Source organism: Siphonobacter sp. BAB-5405 (genome assembly GCF_002872335.1).
Lineage (GTDB): Bacteria > Bacteroidota > Bacteroidia > Cytophagales > Spirosomataceae > Siphonobacter.
Genome location: NZ_NJAG01000019.1, coordinates 62,129 through 81,344, shown reverse-complemented (window position 1 = coordinate 81,344; position 19,216 = coordinate 62,129). Strand labels below are relative to the sequence as shown.

The 19,216-nt window shown below is 48.3% G+C and carries 24 protein-coding genes; 20 read left to right on the top strand and 4 right to left on the bottom strand.

The annotated features are described in order from the left end of the window. The first annotated feature begins 13 nt into the window (after positions 1 to 13). Positions 14 to 1,114, top strand: a complete 1,101-nt coding sequence (locus BWI97_RS15945) for an endonuclease/exonuclease/phosphatase family protein (protein WP_102201762.1) — start codon at positions 14 to 16, stop codon at positions 1,112 to 1,114. 102 nt (positions 1,115 to 1,216) lie between these two features. Here the strand turns inward: BWI97_RS15945 and BWI97_RS15940 are convergent, their stop codons facing one another. The 4 genes from BWI97_RS15940 to BWI97_RS15925 form a co-directional block, all read right to left on the bottom strand. Then, positions 1,217 to 3,250 (bottom strand): thioredoxin domain-containing protein, encoded by a 2,034-nt coding sequence (locus tag BWI97_RS15940; RefSeq protein WP_102201760.1) that lies wholly within the window; start codon positions 3,248 to 3,250, stop codon positions 1,217 to 1,219. Between the two features lie 72 nt (positions 3,251 to 3,322). Then, positions 3,323 to 4,945, bottom strand: a complete 1,623-nt coding sequence (locus BWI97_RS15935; RefSeq protein ID WP_158242772.1) for a T9SS type A sorting domain-containing protein — start codon at positions 4,943 to 4,945, stop codon at positions 3,323 to 3,325. A gap of 160 nt (positions 4,946 to 5,105) precedes the next feature. Further along, the gene (locus BWI97_RS15930) at positions 5,106 to 5,552 is read right to left on the bottom strand and encodes a hypothetical protein (protein ID WP_158242771.1); all 447 of its coding nucleotides are present in this window, start codon (positions 5,550 to 5,552) and stop codon (positions 5,106 to 5,108) included. Between the two features lie 38 nt (positions 5,553 to 5,590). Then, complete coding sequence (locus BWI97_RS15925; RefSeq protein WP_102201754.1) at positions 5,591 to 6,256, bottom strand: XRE family transcriptional regulator; 666 nt, start codon at positions 6,254 to 6,256, stop codon at positions 5,591 to 5,593. A gap of 120 nt (positions 6,257 to 6,376) precedes the next feature. Between BWI97_RS15925 and BWI97_RS15920 the strand changes: the two genes are divergently transcribed. From BWI97_RS15920 to BWI97_RS15830, 19 genes are all read left to right on the top strand, one after another. Beyond that, positions 6,377 to 6,616, top strand: coding sequence for a hypothetical protein (locus BWI97_RS15920; RefSeq protein WP_094808346.1), 240 nt, complete (start codon positions 6,377 to 6,379; stop codon positions 6,614 to 6,616). A gap of 4 nt (positions 6,617 to 6,620) precedes the next feature. Next, positions 6,621 to 6,959: a helix-turn-helix domain-containing protein gene (locus BWI97_RS15915; RefSeq protein WP_102201752.1), complete on the top strand. Its 339-nt coding sequence runs from the start codon at positions 6,621 to 6,623 to the stop codon at positions 6,957 to 6,959. A gap of 25 nt (positions 6,960 to 6,984) precedes the next feature. Continuing rightward, positions 6,985 to 7,392 carry a hypothetical protein gene (locus BWI97_RS15910; RefSeq protein WP_102201750.1) on the top strand — a complete coding sequence of 136 codons (408 nt, stop codon included), beginning with the start codon at positions 6,985 to 6,987 and terminating at the stop codon, positions 7,390 to 7,392. 180 nt (positions 7,393 to 7,572) lie between these two features. Next, on the top strand, positions 7,573 to 8,076 hold the full coding sequence (locus BWI97_RS15905) for a hypothetical protein (RefSeq protein WP_102201748.1): 504 nt from the start codon (positions 7,573 to 7,575) through the stop codon (positions 8,074 to 8,076). Positions 8,077 to 8,098: 22 nt separating this feature from the next. Continuing rightward, complete coding sequence (locus tag BWI97_RS15900; protein WP_102201746.1) at positions 8,099 to 9,358, top strand: PD-(D/E)XK nuclease-like domain-containing protein; 1,260 nt, start codon at positions 8,099 to 8,101, stop codon at positions 9,356 to 9,358. Then, positions 9,358 to 9,771, top strand: a complete 414-nt coding sequence (locus tag BWI97_RS15895) for a hypothetical protein (RefSeq protein ID WP_102201745.1) — start codon at positions 9,358 to 9,360, stop codon at positions 9,769 to 9,771. The genes BWI97_RS15900 and BWI97_RS15895 overlap by 1 nt, the downstream gene beginning before the upstream one ends. A 143-nt stretch (positions 9,772 to 9,914) precedes the next feature. After that, entirely contained in the window at positions 9,915 to 10,520 is a 606-nt protein-coding gene (locus BWI97_RS15890) for a hypothetical protein (RefSeq protein WP_102201743.1), read from the top strand. Between the two features lie 261 nt (positions 10,521 to 10,781). Continuing rightward, positions 10,782 to 11,069 (top strand): hypothetical protein, encoded by a 288-nt coding sequence (locus BWI97_RS15885; protein ID WP_146010959.1) that lies wholly within the window; start codon positions 10,782 to 10,784, stop codon positions 11,067 to 11,069. 47 nt (positions 11,070 to 11,116) lie between these two features. Beyond that, complete coding sequence (locus tag BWI97_RS15880; RefSeq protein WP_102201739.1) at positions 11,117 to 12,025, top strand: hypothetical protein; 909 nt, start codon at positions 11,117 to 11,119, stop codon at positions 12,023 to 12,025. Then, entirely contained in the window at positions 12,009 to 12,839 is an 831-nt protein-coding gene (locus tag BWI97_RS15875) for an AAA family ATPase (RefSeq protein WP_146010958.1), read from the top strand. The genes BWI97_RS15880 and BWI97_RS15875 overlap by 17 nt, the downstream gene beginning before the upstream one ends. After that, positions 12,836 to 13,204 (top strand): hypothetical protein, encoded by a 369-nt coding sequence (locus BWI97_RS15870; protein WP_102201735.1) that lies wholly within the window; start codon positions 12,836 to 12,838, stop codon positions 13,202 to 13,204. The genes BWI97_RS15875 and BWI97_RS15870 overlap by 4 nt, the downstream gene beginning before the upstream one ends. A gap of 153 nt (positions 13,205 to 13,357) precedes the next feature. After that, on the top strand, positions 13,358 to 13,837 hold the full coding sequence (locus BWI97_RS15865) for a hypothetical protein (RefSeq protein ID WP_102201733.1): 480 nt from the start codon (positions 13,358 to 13,360) through the stop codon (positions 13,835 to 13,837). Further along, entirely contained in the window at positions 13,834 to 14,037 is a 204-nt protein-coding gene (locus BWI97_RS15860; RefSeq protein ID WP_102201731.1) for a hypothetical protein, read from the top strand. The genes BWI97_RS15865 and BWI97_RS15860 overlap by 4 nt, the downstream gene beginning before the upstream one ends. Beyond that, positions 14,034 to 15,563: a DUF4942 domain-containing protein gene (locus tag BWI97_RS15855; protein ID WP_102201730.1), complete on the top strand. Its 1,530-nt coding sequence runs from the start codon at positions 14,034 to 14,036 to the stop codon at positions 15,561 to 15,563. Before BWI97_RS15860 ends, BWI97_RS15855 begins: the two co-directional genes overlap by 4 nt. Next, positions 15,560 to 16,189, top strand: a complete 630-nt coding sequence (locus BWI97_RS15850; protein WP_102201728.1) for a hypothetical protein — start codon at positions 15,560 to 15,562, stop codon at positions 16,187 to 16,189. The genes BWI97_RS15855 and BWI97_RS15850 overlap by 4 nt, the downstream gene beginning before the upstream one ends. Then, positions 16,176 to 16,625 (top strand): PcfK-like family protein, encoded by a 450-nt coding sequence (locus BWI97_RS15845; RefSeq protein ID WP_102201726.1) that lies wholly within the window; start codon positions 16,176 to 16,178, stop codon positions 16,623 to 16,625. The genes BWI97_RS15850 and BWI97_RS15845 overlap by 14 nt, the downstream gene beginning before the upstream one ends. A gap of 2 nt (positions 16,626 to 16,627) precedes the next feature. Then, positions 16,628 to 17,947: a PcfJ domain-containing protein gene (locus BWI97_RS15840; protein WP_102201724.1), complete on the top strand. Its 1,320-nt coding sequence runs from the start codon at positions 16,628 to 16,630 to the stop codon at positions 17,945 to 17,947. Next, complete coding sequence (locus tag BWI97_RS15835) at positions 17,944 to 18,336, top strand: hypothetical protein (RefSeq protein ID WP_102201722.1); 393 nt, start codon at positions 17,944 to 17,946, stop codon at positions 18,334 to 18,336. The genes BWI97_RS15840 and BWI97_RS15835 overlap by 4 nt, the downstream gene beginning before the upstream one ends. A gap of 1 nt (position 18,337) precedes the next feature. Then, positions 18,338 to 19,195, top strand: coding sequence for a hypothetical protein (locus tag BWI97_RS15830; RefSeq protein WP_102201720.1), 858 nt, complete (start codon positions 18,338 to 18,340; stop codon positions 19,193 to 19,195). Positions 19,196 to 19,216: the final 21 nt, after the last annotated feature.

The following is a 19,216-nucleotide window of genomic DNA, read 5'->3' as shown; positions in this document are numbered from 1 at the left end:
ATTTTCTAAGTATATGTCAATTGCCTTAACCATTGGTTCTTACGTAATTGTTCTTTTTTCGCTAATCCCCCTGATTCGAAGCGATCATTGGACTTTTCGCGTTTTCGAGTATCCCCGCAGCCAGAAATTTGTGCTGAATTTACTCTTCATTGTGCTTTGGGCCTTCTGGGGGGAAACTTCACAGCCCCTGACCTGGATTACCCTGGGCATACTGGGCCTGAATCTGATTTATCTCTTTTATCAACTCTTTCCGTATACATTCCTGGCCCGGAAGCAGTTGCTAAGTCAGCGGGATACCCAGCCCGACCGTAGCCTCAGTCTGCTGATTTCGAATGTCTATCAGTACAATCGAGTATCGGAAAAACTACTGCGTTTGATTGATCAGATGGAGCCCGATATTGTATTGCTGGCTGAAACGGACCAGTGGTGGGCCGAACAAATGCGGCCCTTGCACGAATCCTACCCGCACCGGGTGCTCAAGCCGATTGACAACACGTACGGTATGTTGCTGTACTCGCGGTTGAAACTGACGGATGCGTCGGTGAAGTTTCTGGTGGAAGAGGACATCCCGTCCATTCACGCCAAAGTCTGGTTGCGTTCCGACGAGCCCATTCAGCTGTATTGTCTGCACCCGACTCCGCCTGTACCGCAGGAAAACCCACGATCAACCGAACGGGACAAGGAAATACTGATGGTAGGACGGGAAGCCAAGCAATCGGCTATTCCAGTGATTGTGGCGGGGGATATGAACGACGTGGCCTGGAGCTATACGACGGATCTGTTCTTAAAAACCAGTGGCTTGCTAGACCCCCGGCGGGGCAGGGGATTTTACAGTACGTTTCACGCCAAGATTCCTTTTCTGCGTTTTCCGCTCGATCACGTGTTCTGTTCCTCGGACTTTAAACTGCTACAGCTCCAGCGGTTGCCCGGTATTGGCTCGGATCACTTCCCGATGTTTATAAAATTGACCTATAATCCGAAAGCCGAACAGGAGCAGGAGCAAAACGAACTGGAAGCCAACTCGGAAGAAAAAGAATTAATCGCCGAAAAAATCAACGCCGACACGGAAAGTGACGGCGAATCCCAACCCGACAAAAATCCGCTGGGCACCTAGAGAAAGGCTTCAAAGTACCTAAGCTGCCTGTAAAAAGGTAGTAAAGACCTATCCCATCAAGTCTTTACTACCTTTTCGTTTCTATCAACTAAAAACCAGCAGCTATCCCACCAGCTCCCAGGCCGCCGCTACCGAATCCACGGGAAGCTGACAGGCTCGGTTGTAACAGACATACACCATGGTTCGACCCTCCGTCGAATCGCGGTGCAGTAACAGTGGGAGGGTACCGGATTGTTCAGCCCCCGTAAGCACCTTGTTGGGTAAGTATTTCGATTCCAGTTGCCGACGGTATTCCTGTGCCAATGGACCCACAATCGCAATTTCAACGGTGGGGGTACTGTGATAACTCGCCAGACTGGCCCAATGGGGTAAAAACTCCGGATTACTCGCTAACAGGCCCTTAACTTTTTGCAGCATTTGATGGGAACGCTCGCCAAAATCGGGCCGATCGAGCAGCAGACTGAGCGTGTACAAAGCCGTCGCCATGATACTGTTGGAGGAAGGAATGACGTTGTCGAACAACTCCTTCTTACGAGCAATCAACGCATCTGAAACGGTACGATCGGTAAAGAAAAACAGACCGTCGGCTTCGTCCCAGAAATGCGAAATGGCATAATCAGCCAGTTGTTCGGCTAGTCGTAACCAGCTTTCATCAAAGGTGGCCTGGTATAAATGGGTAAAGGCATCCGCTACGGCGGCGTAATCTTCCAGAAAACCCGGAATGCGGGCCTGACCTTCTTTGTAGGAATGAAAAAGCTGTCCGTCCTGCAGCAGACGATCTTTGATGAACTGAGCATTCTGTAAAGCCAGAGCCAGAAATTCCCCTTTGCCAAAGGTCCGGTACGCATCGACGAGTCCTTTCAGCATCAAACCATTCCAGGAAGTCAGAATCTTATCATCAAGTCCTGGGTGAATACGGGAATCACGAATCTGCTGTAACTTCTCGAAAAGTCCATCCATTTGTCCGGAAATCAATTCGTGCTTCTGCTCAAAGGATTCGAGCGTACGCTGGGGAAAGAGAATATTCTTGCCCGTAGCGTGTCCACTCGACTCTTCGTGGTAGTTGCCTTCTCCGGTCACCTGAAAATAGTCACATACCAGTTCACCCCAGACCGGCCCCAGAATTTCCAGAATCTCCGTTTTCGTCCAGGTATAAAACTTGCCTTCTTCTCCTTCGCTGTCCGCATCCAGTGCCGAATAGAAACCACCCTCGGGATGAGTCATTTCCCGCTGAAGCCACTCGACGGTTTGGTACACGACCCGTTTGTACAACGGCTCCTTCGTCGCCAGCCAGGCTTCCGAATACAGGCTCATGAGCTGGGCGTTGTCGTATAACATTTTCTCGAAGTGGGGCAGAAACCATTCGCCATCCGTGGAGTACCGGGCAAATCCGCCGCCAATCTGATCGTAAATGCCGCCCAGGGCCATGCGATCGAGCGTATGGCGTACGGCTTGTATGGTTTCCGGTTCGTACGTCTGCTGGAAATACCGGAGGGCAAATAGCCAGATGACGGGCATCGGAAACTTGGGGGCTCCCTTTGTACCGCCGCGTTCGACGTCAAAGGAAGCGGCCAGTTTGGTATACGTTGTTTTGAGTTCTTCCGGGGTGAAGTCAACGGGCAGACCTGTGGGTACGGGCAGTCCGTATTTTTCCGTTTCCGAATAATGCATGTTCTTGGTAAATCCTTCCGCTGAATCCTGGAGAGCTTGACGCTGCGTCTGGAATGCTTCCCCAATTTGCTGGCAGATGCTCATCCAGTTACGGGCCGGAAAGTACGTTCCGCCGTAAAAAGGCTTGGCGTCCGGCATGAGAAACACATTGAGCGGCCAGCCGCCCCGAATCCCCATGGCCTGTACTGCGTCCATGTAAATGGCGTCCACGTCCGGGCGTTCCTCCCGGTCTACTTTGATACAAACAAAATGTTCGTTCATAAGCCGGGCTACGCTCTCCTGCTCGAAGGATTCCCGCTCCATGACGTGGCACCAGTGGCAGGCCGAGTAGCCAATCGAGACCAGGATGGGTTTATCTTCTTCACGGGCTTTTCGCAGGGCGTCTTCCCCCCAGGGATACCAATCGACGGGGTTATGGGCGTGCTGGCGGAGGTAGGGAGAACTTTCGTGGACAAGGCGATTCATGGCAATAGAAGGTAGATGAAAGCGTATGAAAAATCGAGAAGTGACAGCGTTCCGCTGACGATTCCTCGGAAATTAACGGACGATAATCCGCTTGCTAACGGAATGCGTTCCATCCCAGAGCCGTACTAAATACATGCCAGGAGCCAGATTTTGTACAGAAAGTGATAGGGTAGTGGAACCACTCCCAAGGCTGACCGACTGCTCGTGTACGGTTTGACCCGACAAGGCCACCAGTTGTACGCGGACGCTGCGATTCTGGGAGGAGAAAATATCGAGCGTAAGTTGGTTTGAAGCCGGATTGGGAGTGGGTTTAAAATCCAGCAGACTCAATGCCGATTCGGGCAGATCATACGTACACAGGAGCGTTTCCCGACCGCGTAAGGTGAGCGTTTGTTTCCAGTTGCCAACCTCTGCCGTAATCGTAGTGGGCTCATTTTCTGCCGCGTAGGGATTGTGAGCCGCAATCAGGATCTGATTGTTTTTAATGATACCCCGCCAGATGGGGTCCTGATCCGCAAAGTGATCGCGGGCGGATTTGGGGGTGTAGGCCATTCCGCCCGTGAAAAAATCCTTGAACTGGGAAATGCGGTACAGGCCCTGAACGAAATATTCGTAATTCGCCAGGTTTTCATTTACGCCTGAGTTACCCGGACTTTCCCAAAGCCATAAGCCTTTTGCCCCGGCAAAAAACGGAAAAATAGCGGTAGCTTCGGCCATCCACGGACGGATGGGCTGGTTGATCCAGTTCCCCGTGTAGCGTAACCAGACAATGGGGATAATGTCTTTCGAAGACCAGGCTTTATTGGCTTCCACCTGAAAAAGCAGATACGCCAGATAATTTCCCGCGTACGGATTCGGATACTCGTAGAGGTAGTACGCTGACGGCAGCAGGAAATCCTGCCGGTTATAGAACCACCCACCCACCGTATTGGTCAACGTGTCTTTGGTCAGGTAATGGATGCGTTCGACGTTGCTGGTCCAGTCCTGCCAGCTATTTCCGTCAATATTCAGAAACGTATTTCGGATGGGCGTATCGGCGTAGGCGGTAAGTTTCGTCGAAGTACTGAGGCCATTTTCCCGGAGGTAGTTCAGGGGAGCCGCGTACAAATTCTGCATATCTCGTTGGTACCGCGTCAGAAAGGCCGCATCGTTGAGTTGACTATACGGAGGCGGAACCAGCTTGCGACGTTTAAGACTCAGTATACTATCATTCGTATTGTAATGCCGCTCAATATCAGCCATGAGAATGTCTGCTTCCGGAAAAGCTTTCCCCCGCGAGTCGTTAAACAAATTGGCAAAGGCTCGCATCTCGGTGGCCCATTTATCGCGGTATCGGTTGAGGTCATTGGCCCAGGGCGATTCGAGTACATCCCAGGGTTGCCCAATCCCCGTAGCGGTTCCGTACCACAACAAAGCCCGATTGGCCCTGGGCAGATTGCCGTCCGCTCCGGTAAAAGCCGCCAGGTGCGTAAACCCCTTACGCAGGGGCGTTTGTTGGGTATCGTTTAACCGCGGTCCACTATAAATCAGCGTGAAAGGCAAGGTGAAATCCGGGAATTGCTGCCAGTTGATAACTCCATTTTGCGTGGAAGGCTGAAAGGCGGGAGCCGGACAGTTCTGGGAAAAAGCGGAATGAACGCAGCTAGTCAGCAGGGCCCAAAAGGCAATCAGACGAATAACGTAAATGGATTTCAAGCCGATAGATTTAGGTTCAATGCAACAAAATAACGGCACTTTTTGCAGAGTGGAAAGGCAACCTGATCTGTAAACCATTAATAATTAGAACTTTATATAGGCATATGTAAGGGCTTATTGTAACATTGCAGAAACATTCCTAAAAAATGCCCTCTTTACTTTACTTCGTCGAATAAGACACTTCTCCCTGAGCCGCCTGGCTAAACTCTGTTGCCGCCTGGTTCAATGCTTCAAAAAATTCTGGGGCTCGTTTGCTCTTGCTTACCTTACCGGCCATACGTGGATCACTACCCCAGCCGTATCCCACGAACTGAACCACATTTTTTACGACTGTAACATGGATGGAAAGGAAGTAGGGGAACGATCCGGTTTTGATCTGCTTACCCTTCGTTTCGATGATGCCGAAATCTTTCTCCGTTTTGGCAAGCTCGTAGCCGTGTCCCTGTAGGTACCTGCCGGCTGCTTTATAATTATCCTCCTCGGATAAGGAGGTTGCTACTGAAATCGTATTAGATCCTTTTTCTGGCTCAGGACCTCTGAAGCTAAAAAGAACAATACACGTAAGTAAGGTAAATAGTCTTATCATAGAGGCGGAATTTTTGGACATTATTTCTAATATGGAAATAATGTCCAATTTTATTGATGCTAGTTTGTGAGCTGGTTCCAGTAGCCTTTCACAAGAAAAAGATGCTGAATGTCTTTTTTCTCAATCTCGAAAGGAGGGTAGGTTTTGTTTTCAGATACCAAAGTAACCAGTTCGTTATTATCGTTCTTCTGAATATACTTCACCATCCGTAGCCCATCTGCTACGATCAGATAGATCTGCCCGTAGTCGATGTACTTTTTACTTTCCATATAATATAGAAAGAGCACGGCACCTGGCATGATGCGGGTGTACATGCTATCTCCCCAGGCCCGCAATGCTTTGCAGCCGGTGAACTCTGGAGCATAGATGTAGCCTGTGGGTACCTCCGGAAAATCTTCGAACATCTCAACTTTCCCCATCGTCGCTTCAATATCATAATAGGGCACGTAGCCTGGACCGAACTGAGCAGCAACCTGGGTAGGCGTAGCATGAGAGATTCCGTTATTGGAATTTATTTCCGATTCTTCAAGGAAATGAGCCATCGGCAGGCCAGTGACAGCCGCTATTTTCTTCAAATCATTCTTAGACGGTTCTTTTGCCCCTCTTTCGTATTTGCCTAGTAGTGAGTTATCTATGCCGGATACCGTTGAAAACTGGACTTTATTAAGACCCATTTTTAATCGTGCCTCTTCAATTCTCTTGCCTGTTTTTTCGAATGGATTCATAATTCGGGGAAAAAAATTGGAAATAATTTCCTTAAATGCTTTGCGATTTGGAAATAAATTCCAACCTTTGAATTAACAAATAGATGAACGGTTTAATTAACTGCTAAAGTAACGAAAATCATGGATCAGAAAAGTCTTACTGCTCTGAAATTGAAGGTAGAGAGTTGCGGCGGCCAGAATAAGCTAGCGGAAATAATGTCCACTTCGCCCGCTTACATCAATTCTGTCTTGGGGGGCAGTAAGCCGATGTCGCTGAAACAGGAACAACGGTTGCTTGATAGTATTGAAGTGTTGGTGGATCGTCACCGCAAAGCGGAAATGGCTCACCAACAGCGAATTGATTCCATTCTTAACGCCTGAATGTATGAACACGCAGATCATTGTCCTACAGCCGCATGAGTTACAGGATATGCTCAAGCTGGCGGCCCATGAAGCAATCAGGGAGTACAAATCAACATTTCCTGATAGCCCTCAGCAAAAAGTCTTCACGGCAGAAGAGGCGGCGGAATACCTGCGTTTTTTTACCCATGATGGTAAGCCCAACGCAAGAGCCATCAATACGCTTCGTAAAAGTGGGGAGCTAGAGGGGATACAGAACGGCGGTGCGATTCGCTATACGCTGGAGCAATTACAAGCCTACCTCCGTGGTGGTGAGCCAATAAAAAACCCGCTTACCAGGAGCCAGCGGGTTTCGGGAAAATAATCAATTAATACTAATACACAAATGTATGAACTCTACTGTAAGAACCAAACTGCTGAATAGTTTGCAGGTTTCCCCCCAGGCTTGGGCTGAGGGACTTCGGGAATACTGGCAGGAAAAAGGAATTACCGCTGAGGTGGGTGGCTTCTCTACTGATCTCGATGAAAAACTATGCCGGGCTGACGTAACGATTTTCGTGTACCTGACTGACGAAAATCATCCGCAGCAAACCGAAGTGGACTGGATTAAAATCTTTGTCACCGCCCAAAATGCCACCGAAGACCCTTCGGATATGTTCGAGCTGGTCGTAAGTGCTTCAGCTCAGTTGGAAAATTGCTACAACAATCTGGAAGATAAAGTGGCTAAGGCTATCAAAGGCATTGAAAACGACTGGAAGAACCTGCAAGCTCACAACGACTTCCACCGATGGAACTAGTTCAAATTTTAGCTATCGCAGGGCTTATAGGAGCATCGCTTTACTTCTGGTTTTCGGTACCAAAACGGCCCAACGATCCTCCCGGATTTGATGAATTTCTGAAAAACGTACATCGGCAAAAACGCCGAATTCGGTAAAACTTCTTTCGCTTTTTTTCTTAATCAATTAATACATAACACGATGAAAACTGAATCAGTAAACGATGGTATCGCAGAAGTAGAAACGGTTGAAACCGAAACGGGGCTGGCTCCGGTGAGCAATAGCTTGGGAATGTCCATTCCGGCCATTGATTTGCTCGGTGGTGAGGTTCCTGATCTGGATGGCCATACGGCCCTTCCTTTCGATTTGAGTTCAGAATACTGGACGCCAGAAAAAGAGGGTGAAACCAAACGGGTAGTTTTTCTTAAACAGGAAGTTGATTACGTGCCTGATCAGCAAAATCCCGGTAATGTCCTGCCGCTACCCTGTGTACACTTTATTGAACCCACTGCCGATGGTGCGAAACAGGTTCGCAATGGTTCAAAGCGTCTGGTTGCCGCTTTGGAAAACGCCATCAATAATGGCCTTGTAAAACAGGGAACGCCGCTCGAAATTAAGTACCTCGGCAAACGTCGTAATAAGACGAATTCGAACCTCTCTGACATTTGGTCAATCAAGCCGCTGATTGTTCATCTTCATAACTAAGCCATTCAGTCCCGACTCAATCATGGAGGATTTATCTCATTCGGCAGGCTTTGCCCGCTGGATTGAGTCGGGGCCTTTATTTTCTACTCTGATGAATGCTTCTCCTGATTTCTCCGATATCCTCAATAATCTGGCTACGGCCGATCTGTCTGACAAGGAACTCAACCCGTACCGCATGGCGGCTGGTGAGTTTACCGACCTTACCGATTTTATTATTGGCTTAAAAACTACTGCGAATAAAAAGCCGCTGGTTCTGGACCCGGCGAACCTCTGCATGAATGGCCGGGCCATTGCTGACCCGATGGAAACGTACCTGGCTACTCCCTCCACCTCTAGTTCGGCACTGAAACAGGTGATGAAAACGCCGCTACACTACTGGTGCTATCTTAATGAGCCCGTGACGCGGCCCGAGAAAAAGGCGTTTGACCTCGGCACCTTCATTCATCAAGCCTTTCTGGAGCCAGATAAGTTTGATCAGCTGGTAGTCGAGCCGAAAGCCTCGATGAGTTCTATCGAGGGTTGCGACAAAATGATCACGTTCTGGGAAGAGCAAACCCGCAAAGTGGGTAAAGCGAAGGGTAAGCCGCTCGTTTCTTACGCTCGCAAGTCATTGAAGCGTATGGGCCTTTCTACCAAAAAGATCGACGGAAAGAAGGCGTACATCGAGGAGCTGAAGAAACGGGCTGGTAAAATTTCAGTTGATAACGATTCTTTTCTGAAGGCCCGCCTCATTCGTCGCCACTACGAAACCTACGGCGGCGGTATTCTTCCCGCTTTGATGAAAGGGGCCATGTACGAAACCTCTTTTTACGGGACGGATCCCGAGACAGGAATTCAGGTGAAGGTTCGTCCGGATGCGTTCAATCTGGAAGAGAACATCGGGGCTAACGTAGTGATTTCGCTGAAAACCACGTCGGCTGAGTCGGTTAAGAAGTTTCTCTACGATGCCGCCAAGTTCGACTACCCCATGGCTGAGGCAATGTATCTGGACGTTATGCAGAACGTAACGGGCCGGAAGTTCACTGGGGTTTTCTGTATCGCCCTGCAAACCTGCCCGCCGTACCTGCCCATCGTTGTCTACTACCCGGAAGAGGTACTGGCCGCTGGACACTATCGCTACCGTATGGCCCTGCAAACCCTCAAGGATATTCTCGATACGAAGAACTTCCCGGGCTTTGACTCTTTCGCGGAAGAGGGGCATTTAGGAATCATTTCGGGTGACGTTCCAGAATGGTACCTGCGGGAACTTCCGGCCATGCATATCGAAGGAGGGGAGGAGTAATGAAGATCGACGATATCAAAGCCGCTACGGGTGTCGCCATGAGCGAAAGGCTTTTTAACGTTCCCGATCCAATCACCTGGCAATGCGGGAAAATTGATAAGGTAATCGAGGCGATTCGCTCCATTGAACGGGCAGTAGGAAAAACCGAGAATGAACTAAAGGGGCTGGAAGGGGGAGAAGATGCCCTGAGTTCAAACAGCGATGCGGAATACCATACCTGGGGGCTAACAGACAAAATGGAGGAGATTCGTAAAGCCATTGAAGGGGTTCGCGAATGGGGTGAGGCCTGGAAACGTTTGGCAAAGCATCTAGCCGAGCACGTCCCCGATCAGGTTTTGCATTACATGATCAATCCTGAGCTTCCTGAACTCGACAAACTCTTCCCCCAATTCTATGAAAATGAAAACGCTTAAACGATTCATCCGCAGGCGTAAAGGATTCTTTAAAAGCTTGGATTGGGAGAATGTCACTACCTACCTGATCATTGCTTTGTTCTCCTACGCTTACGTCCACTTGTTTTTTATCTGGATTTACGAACATATCAAATCTTGTCACCATGTCTGAACTCAAGGAATACGTAGAAATCAAGTATTTCTACTCCCAGGAAGAAAAGAACAACTTGGCCATTTCGCTCGCTGAAAAGACGGTCGAAAAATCGGAACTGGAAGAGGAAAAGAAAGCCAGCGGGAGCCAGTATAAGTCGAAAATCGACGGGCTTGCGGCGAATATGAATATCCTGTCGCGGCAAATTAAGGATGGGTGGGAACATCGTAAGATTTACGCCCGCAAGCGTAAAAACCTGTTACTGGGCATTTGGGAGTGGGTGGATGAGGAAACGGGTGAGGTCATAAAAACGGAGCGGCTGTCGGGTAAGGATATGCAGCTTTCCATCGAAGAACAACGGGCCTATGAAGAACAGCAGCGGATGCAAAACGAGCCCATCGATGATGACTCGAAAGGTCCGTTCCTGCTAGGCTCCGGTGATCAGCCGAAAGACGATTCAGGGGTGGTCGAGGATATTGATCACGAGGATGTGAACGAGGAGAATCCGGATGAAGGGGAGACTGGGGAGCAAGAGTCGGCCACAGAAGATCCCGACCCCCTCGATGAAGAGGAACCCGAGCAGAAGCCGAAGCGGCCTCGTAAGCCTCGTAAAAAATAGCAATCCTTGGCGGAGGGTTGCTGAAGCGGTGGCCGGTGGCGGCTGGCCCCGCTTCAAATATTCAGAGTAGTTACACACTCGCTTTTAGCCCTGCTGATAGGGAGTGTTTCTTTTTCCATTATCAGGCTCCTTCGGCTAGTTAGCAAGCCGACTTTGGATTCGACGTATCGACGATCAAAAGGAAACATAGGTGCAATTCCTCTAAGAGCCACAGCTTGATTTCCGAAGCACGGAGGGCGGTACGTACTACAAACGTGTAATATGTCCCTACTCAAACCCGCCCATTTTTCACTTTTAAACATCAATCCAATGACAGCAAACGAAGCAAGACAGAAAGCACAGAAGGCCACTACAAAGGCCAGCAAAGATGCTTTCGATCAGAAGGAGTACGACGTGATTATTGGGAAAATCTCGGAAGCGGCTGAGGCCGAAAAATTTGAACTGATCGTATACAATCTGAGCGGTCCTGTTCAAAGGAAGTTAATAGGGATGGGATACATGGTGTCGCAAGTACGTACTCCCGGTTTTCCCATTACCATTAAGTGGTAAGAAAGTAGTCGGCGTGTATCAATAATCGTTAGTGAGCAATTAAAGGCATGGCGGGGTTTAATTATATCGAAATCATCAACAGTTTTTGGGATGAAGCTCCATACCTGGAAGGGTATAAGGGAGACCATGCCAGTCTGTTTTTCGCCGTCCTGGATTCAGTCAATCGTAACAAGTGGAGAGAGGTTGAGATTGAATACGACCGCTTGATTAGTAAGGTTCGCTTGGGCAAAAAGAATTATCTGGAGTGCCGTCGTTGGTTAGTTGAGAACCGTTTTATTACGCTTAAAGAGGGTCGTGGCGACTATGCTAAAGCTAAGTTTTTTGTGGGCTCTGCGGTGCCGGGTGCGGTATTAGGTAGAACCGCAAAGGGTATGAATGCGGTACCGAATGAGGTTCCAGATAGAACCGCAGACGAAACCGGACCCGAAACCGCCAACGAAACCCATTTAAATAAAACAATAAAACATCCCTACCAACCTACCAACCAAAGCGAGGACGAAAGCGATTTTTCAGAAAATTATCTTTCAAAAAAAGCGGAAGGTATTCAAAAACAAACCCCGGTTGCGGCGGCCCCCTTTTTGCCGGAAGTATGGCAAAAGGTTTACGACGGAATCAGTTCTAACGACATGTGCCAGGTGTTGGCGATGCGGGGAATCAAGGCAAACAACCTACTCGACGTTTATCCGGAATTTCCCAGTGTGCTTAACGAATTCATCGAAGGTGAAAGATTGAAAAGTCAGGTTCCCCGCTGGAAAGACGACAATGACATGAAATCGAATTTTCGGGATTGGCTGAAAACCTACCTCCCCAAAAAACGAGACCAAATCGACGGAAAAGGCAATGAAAACGATTCAGCAGGTTATTCAAAAAAACAATTCGGTGGAGCTAAATACGCAGGGCTCAAGCCTCCCGGTGTTCCGCCCTCCACGTCAAAGCGGTTTGATAAGAAGTTATAATCCGATCGAAGCGAAGGACGTGACATTAGATCAGGGAGACCGGGCTATTTTCCTAAAGGTAAAGGCCAAACAGAAAGACCTCTTTCAAAATTTCCCTTACCTGACTGCCATGGATGAGGTTCGCAAGGAGGTCCGAAAGGAAAAAGCCGCTCTGATTAATCGCCAGAATTACGCAGCGTATTGTTTCCGGGACATTCACTATCCCAAAGTTACCGCTGAGGAGTACTTTCGGTGGATTCAGCAAAATGCCAGGGCATGCGGGTTCCCGCTCCGAATCACTGAGGCCAACAAAGACATCATCAAAGCACTGGCCTTGTATTTCAGCAAAGATTACCGGGCAGAGGGGTACGGGTTGGATCTGGAAAAGGGACTAATCATTTTCGGGGGTATTGGTTGTGGAAAAACCTACACCATGAAAGCAGTTCGTACGAATCCGTCAGCGGCTTTTCTACTGGTTCCCTGCTCTGATATTTCAGACGCTTACACGCAAGACGGGGTTGAAGCTTTGGAAAAGTATGCTACTCCAGCAAAAGGCAGACCGAACCCGTTCAACGGGGATACGCAGTACGGATGGTGTTACGATGATCTGGGAACGGAAGAAACCTCTTCCAACTACGGAAACCGACGAAACGTAATGGCTGAGGTGATTCAGAAAGCCTACAATCGTCCTGATCTGAAAGGCCGGATTCACATTACTACCAACCTCGACCCAGACCAGATCGAAGCCATATACGGGCCCAGAGTCAGAAGCCGGATGCGGGAAATGTTTAATCAGTTGGCGTTTCCTGACGAAATCGGGGATTTACGAAAATGACGACTACCATCACCATCATGGAGGTTATTCCGGGCCTGAATGGATCAAAAGGACTCAAACGGGAAAACCATCATGCGTACAAGAAACGCCGCGATCGGTACCAGTGGACGGTCACTTATCAAACCCGAAACAGACACCCTGGCAAAGTAAAGTTCATCCTTACCCGGTATTCCATAGGCCCGGAAATGGATTTTGAAAACCTGACTGCTACTGGGAAATGCTTAACCGATGCCATCGTTCTGGCCGGAGTCATCAAAGACGATTCTCCTAAGATCATTGTCCAGCGAGAGTATCGTAACGTGATCATTCCCCGCAAGGAACGCAGTCAGCAAAAAACCACGATTACCCTTATTGACGCGGAATAAGTAGAGTACCCTTTTTAATCAATTAATACATAATCAATCTATGAAATCAGTAGTTGTTCTTGCCCTGCAATCCGTAACCGGATTCGGCGGCGTGTGGCTTATTCGCTTGTATTACACCGTTCTGACCAACGGTTTCGGGAAGGGAGGTGCAAAATGAGAAAAGCCAATTTCATCAAGCCCAAGCCTAAAAAGCAGGTCGCTCAGCCTGTTTTTACGGAATCTTTAAATCTGCATGAACTGGTAATGGCTCTTGAAGCCACGACGGCTATGCAATTTCTAATTGACAAGATAGACGAACTGAAAGGTACCTCAGTCTATAATCAGACCGTCCGCAATTTTGCCGCCCGTCTTCAGGAATCTATGAAAGCGGTACTGGATAAATCCCTTTGGCAAGAGGTACCCGAATTAGAGGCGAATCGTATTGCGGCCATGGACCAACAGGAATCCACGCTGCGGATGTTTCATAACCTGCTTACTATTTCGCTTTCAATGGATTATACGCATGAAGCTAAACACGCCATGTTTTGGCTGGATGCAAATAGTCTCTTTATCAAATACGGCATGCCGATGACAGTCGGCCCGGATGGGGTTGTTCGCTTCCTGGCTGTAGAAGTGGAAGGGGGTGAGCAATGAAAACGCACTCAGCTGAGGGGTGGGCCGTGGTTACGGACGCCACCCACCCGAAAGGGCAAACCGTTCTGCTCGATACGATCGGGACCACGCAGGCCGAAGCCTTACTACGCCGCGAACAGTTACCCAACACGGTACGGAAGGGTGAGCACTTGGTTAAAATCAAGATTGAGTACTTGGTACAGGAAGGGGGTGGAAAGTGAATCTGTTTGATATTGAATATTACCCCACTCCCGAGGGCGTTTTTGACAGCATGGAAGTAGGCTGTCACGGAAAGATTGTCCTCGAACCTTCCGCTGGTGTTGGTCACATCGTTGGCTACCTGAAAAAGAATGGGGCAACAGGAATTCTGGCTTGCGAGAAAGATCCTGATCTGCGTCGGATGGTGAGTTTAAAATGTGACGTGATCGCAGGGGATTTCTTTACGGTGAAAGCTATAGACGTGAGTCACATCGACATGATTGTCATGAATCCGCCTTTTAGCAACGCTGACCGACATATTCTTCACGCCTGGGAGATTGCCCCGGAAGGATGTGAAATCATCGCTCTGTGTAACTATCAGACGATCAGTAATACATACAATATGTACCGTGGTCAGGTAGGAAAGCTTATTGACAACTACGGGATGGCTTCAAATCTGGGTGATGTATTTACCCGAGCTGACCGTACTACCGGAATTGACATCGGCCTGATCAAGTTGTATAAACCCGTGGTCAGTGAATCAACCGATTTTGAAGGGTTTTACCTCGATGCGGATGAGGAGCCGCAGGAAAACGGCCTGATGCGTTACGATGAAATCCGGGCAACGGTTCAGCGATATGTAGCAGCGGCGAAATGCTTTGATCGGTTCGAGACGGTACGGCGGGAATTGAATGAACTCGTAGGTACGTCCGGAGGTCGTGTTTCCGCTAGCATTCGTTTAAACTCCGAAGACGGTACCGACCTGTCGAAAGAGCTTTTCCTGAAGCGTTTACAGATGCAGTCCTGGCAGCATGTGTTTGCCAAACTGGAGGTAGGAAAGTATGTGACGGAAGGGGTTTTGAAGGATTTGAATAAGTTCATTGACTCCCAAAAGAAGCTTCCCTTCACAATTAAGAACATCTACCGGATGTTTGAAATCATCATCGCCACACGGGGTCAGACGATGCAAAAGGCCATCGTCGAGGCGGTCGATAACTTCACTCAACACACCCACGAAAACCGCTACGGGGTGGAAGGGTGGAAAACCAACGAAGGCCATTTGCTTAATAAAAAGTTTATCATCAACGGGTTGACGTCGGTTAATTGGATATCCGGTAAGATTGAAATTGAAACCGATCGGCGGAACTACAAGGAAATTACGGACCTGGTCAAAGCCCTCTGTTTTATCACTGGTACCAACTTCGATGCTATTCCCAACATACGCCGGGCTTCGCTTTCTGCAGCAGATTTGGCAAAGGTCACAGCTGATGATGAGAAACATTTGCAGGAATGGAAGGAGAAGGGTTGCCCCAAACACGATAAGCCCTGGCCAGTATCCTATCCCTACCTAAAAATGACCGGGAAAGAGGTACCTAGCTTCAATAACTTCATTACAAATCACTGGTACGATTGGGGATTCTTCGAGGTCAAAGTTTTCAAAAAGGGTACGGGTCATTTCAGGTTCAAAGACGATAAGGTTTGGGAGCTTCTCAATCGAACCTATGCAAAAATCAAAGGGCAGGTTCTGCCGGAAGGGGGGCTGAAATGAAAGGGGTTCAACTTTCCCTCGACTACAAAACTATCATGTCGGTCGGGTACGATCAGGATCAAATGCTACGGGATATACTCGAGCTGCATTGTCCCCGGGGGATTGACTGCGACGCGACCTACGGCTACGGCGGTTTTTACCAAACGATTCCGAGGCCCGAGCACTGTTTCGACATCGCTCCGAAGAAAGCCGAAGCGATACAAGCTGATTCCCGGGCGTTGCCTCTCAAAACGAAGTCTATCCGTTCCCTGATGTTTGATCCGCCGTTTGTCGTCTCAAACCACGTTCAAAGCGAAACGTACGTGATGGACCGGAAGTACGGCGGGTACCGATCAATGACCCAACTACGGGAACACTATCGGTCGAGTATTAAAGAGTTCGCTCGGGTCCTGAAACGAGGAGGGGTATTAATTGTGAAATGTCAGGATCAGTGTCACGGCCGCATGAATTACGCCATTCACAAAGAAGTGATGGACATGGCCGAAGAGTCCGGTTTTCGCTGGGTGGATATGTTCATCCTGATTGCCCGAAACCGTTTCCTAGGGGCTGTTAAAAAGCAGAATCACGCCCGCAAGTTTCATTCCTACTTCCTGATTTTTAAGCGTCTGAACCATGAGCAAAAATAAAACAGTAACCGTAGCAAAGCCTGAGTCGGCAAAAGTTTCCGACCTCTTCAAAGTTGCTATTCGCAATTTCCTGGAAAGTCAGGCCCAAAAGGATTCTCTTTTCGCTGAAACCTTCGCAAAGCCTGGGAAGAATATCGACGACTGTTGCACTTACATTCTCAATCAAGTGAAAGCATCGGGTTGCGTTGGCTTTGCAGATGATGAGATTTTCGGAATGGCGATGCACTACTACGATGAAGATCAAATCGAAGTAGGTAAGCCCATCAATGCACGAGTAGTCGTCAACCACGTAGTAGAGCTGACGGAAGAGGAGAAGGAAAAGGCGAAGCAAGCCGCGTTTGATAAAGCCGTCGCCGAAAAGCAGGCCCAGTTGAAAAAACGGGCCGAAACCGCCGCTCAGAAAAAAGCTACTTCCAACGAATTATCCCTTTTCTAGTCATGAAGCCGAAAACTAAGCTTGAAAAACGAGTCGTTTCGTTGATTAATAAAATCAAACCCATCACGCCTGCTCAAAAGGCTTGGGGTATTGCTAATTGTTTGGAAAAACGAGCTTTGGTGACGAAACACAAAGTCAACTGTCTTGAATGCGGCAATACTTGGATCGTTGCTAATACCGCTGAATGTTCAAATTTTGTCTGTTCTAAATGCAGTTGTTCCCTTAATAAAGTTGAAACTAGGCTCCATAGAGATTTCCAAGCCGCTTACTACGCAATTCTGACTACGGTTGAGGACCTGCAGGTAGTTCGTATGTTTTACGTCCGGAAGTGGGGTAAGGTTGGCAAACCAGCTGAGTCTCACGTGATGGAGGTAATGCAACATTGGATTACACCTGAAGGTAAATTTTGCCTGATTTCCTGTCCCACCAATCCTATGAATGGATACATTGATTCGTGGACGGCTGGTGGGCATTTGCGGCTAACGACTACTGCTAGTCGTAATGCAACTCTTAGAAGTGCAATTCATGCAGATAAAGTATATCCACGTCAACGGGTTATTCCCTCTCTAAAGAGAAACGGGTTTACTGGAGATTTTTACGGTATATCGCCCGTGAATTTTTTCTGTGGTCTTTTACGGGATAGTGAGGTAGAAACGCTATTGAAGGCTGGTCAGACTGGCTTACTGCAGTACATTTTTCAGTGGAACGCTCCTGACAAAATACTTTCTGGAATGGGCCTTTGGCCGAGCGTTAAAATTTGTATTCGAAACCATTACATCGTTTCTGATGGTACCCTTTGGGTGGATTACATAAAAATGCTTCGTGACTTTCAAAAAGACCTCTTGAATAGTCATTTCGTGTGCCCGGTTGATCTGGTTGTTTCCCATGACAAACTCGTTGATAAAAAAAGGGAGCATCAGCGTCAACTAACGTTAACTCAACAACGTAAAAAAGCTGTTAATCATCGGGAAGCATACGTAAAGGCAAAAGCAAAGTTTTTCGGACTAGAATTTAGTAATGGCGATATTACGGTAAAGGTACTGGAGTCGGTAGATGAGTTTATAACCGAAGGCGATGTACTACGTCACTGCGTTTTTTCATCAGGTTATTATCAAAATGAGAATTCGTTAATTCTATCTGCCCGGATAGATGGTAAGCCCGTAGAGACAGTAGAAATTTCGCTCAATAATCTGAAAATAATCCAGTCCAGAGGCTTCAAAAACAAGCCTTCAGAATACCACGATCAGGTAGTTAGCCTTGTTAATCAGAATCTTCCTGCGATCGGTAAAGTGCTTCATTCATCGGAAGGGGGTGGGCGGTGAAAAAGACCATCATCACCGGATGTGAAGGTCGGGGGGATTCAAACTCCCCGTACCTCACTCGGTACACGCTCATCGAGCGAAAGAACTGGCAGCTCTGTCTGCACATTTTTCACCGCTCTGACCACGTCGATTTGCACGATCACCCTTGGGATTTTGTAACCTGGGTACTCTGGCGGGGCTACATCGACGAAACGCCTAAGAGCCGTCGACGGATTTGGCCCGGGATGATTCTCTACCGTCCCGCCAAACACATCCACCGGGTAGAGCTCATCGATGAAAAGCCAGCGGTAACGCTCGTTTGGATGGGAAAGCGAAAGCGGGTCTGGGGCTTTTACGAAAAGGGCATCTGGTCGGCCTTCTTTGATTACTTCAAAAAGAAACGGTGCTGATATGACAACCGTCAATAGCCTATCCGGAGGTAAAACCAGCTCGTACCTGGCTGTGCATTACCCGGCAAACATAGAAATCTTCGCTCTAGTCTGTATCGACTGTCACAACGCTGGAGGAAGGATTGATCCAGCCATCAAACGATTCGTCAATGAAAAATTGCAAAAGACCTCCTCCCAGTGGCCCGAGTTCAGGGCTACGGCCGAGGACCCAAAAACGCTCAAGGTCATCATGGATTTGGAGCAGATGATTGGACGGGAAATTATCTGGGTGCGGGGGATAGGGTTTGAGGAACTGATTGAGAAAAAGAAGTACCTCCCCAACCGGAGAACCCGGTTCTGTACGCATCAAATGAAGATGCAGCCCATTTTCGAGTACCTCTACCTGCGTACTGAATTACCTGTCGAAATGCGTATTGGTTTTCGTTACGATGAGATGGAAAGGCAGGAACGATTCACAACCAATTACCGGGCGGTCCTGCGATGCGATCATCAGGTAACTAAAAAAGTAGATCGATGGGTGAATCGGTGGGAGGAGTTTGAGTGGCGTACGGGCAAGTTTCCACTCATTGAAGACCGCATCATGCACCCGACTGTGCAAAGGTTCTGGCGAGACAAACCGATCGTATTTCCGGAAGACTCGAATTGTCAGTTTTGCTTTTGGAAGCACCCTCAGCAGAAGAGGAAGAATTTCGAAACGAATCCGGCTATCATGTACTGGGGTGCTATTCACGAAGACATGGTTTACAATAGGCTTGACGATGATTACTCACTCTTACAAATCTCTCGCTTGGGGTTGCAGCAGGACTTTCATTATGGTACTGGGACTGGATGTCAAGCGGATGGGTTTTGTACCAATTAAAAAAACAAACCCCTGACGGAT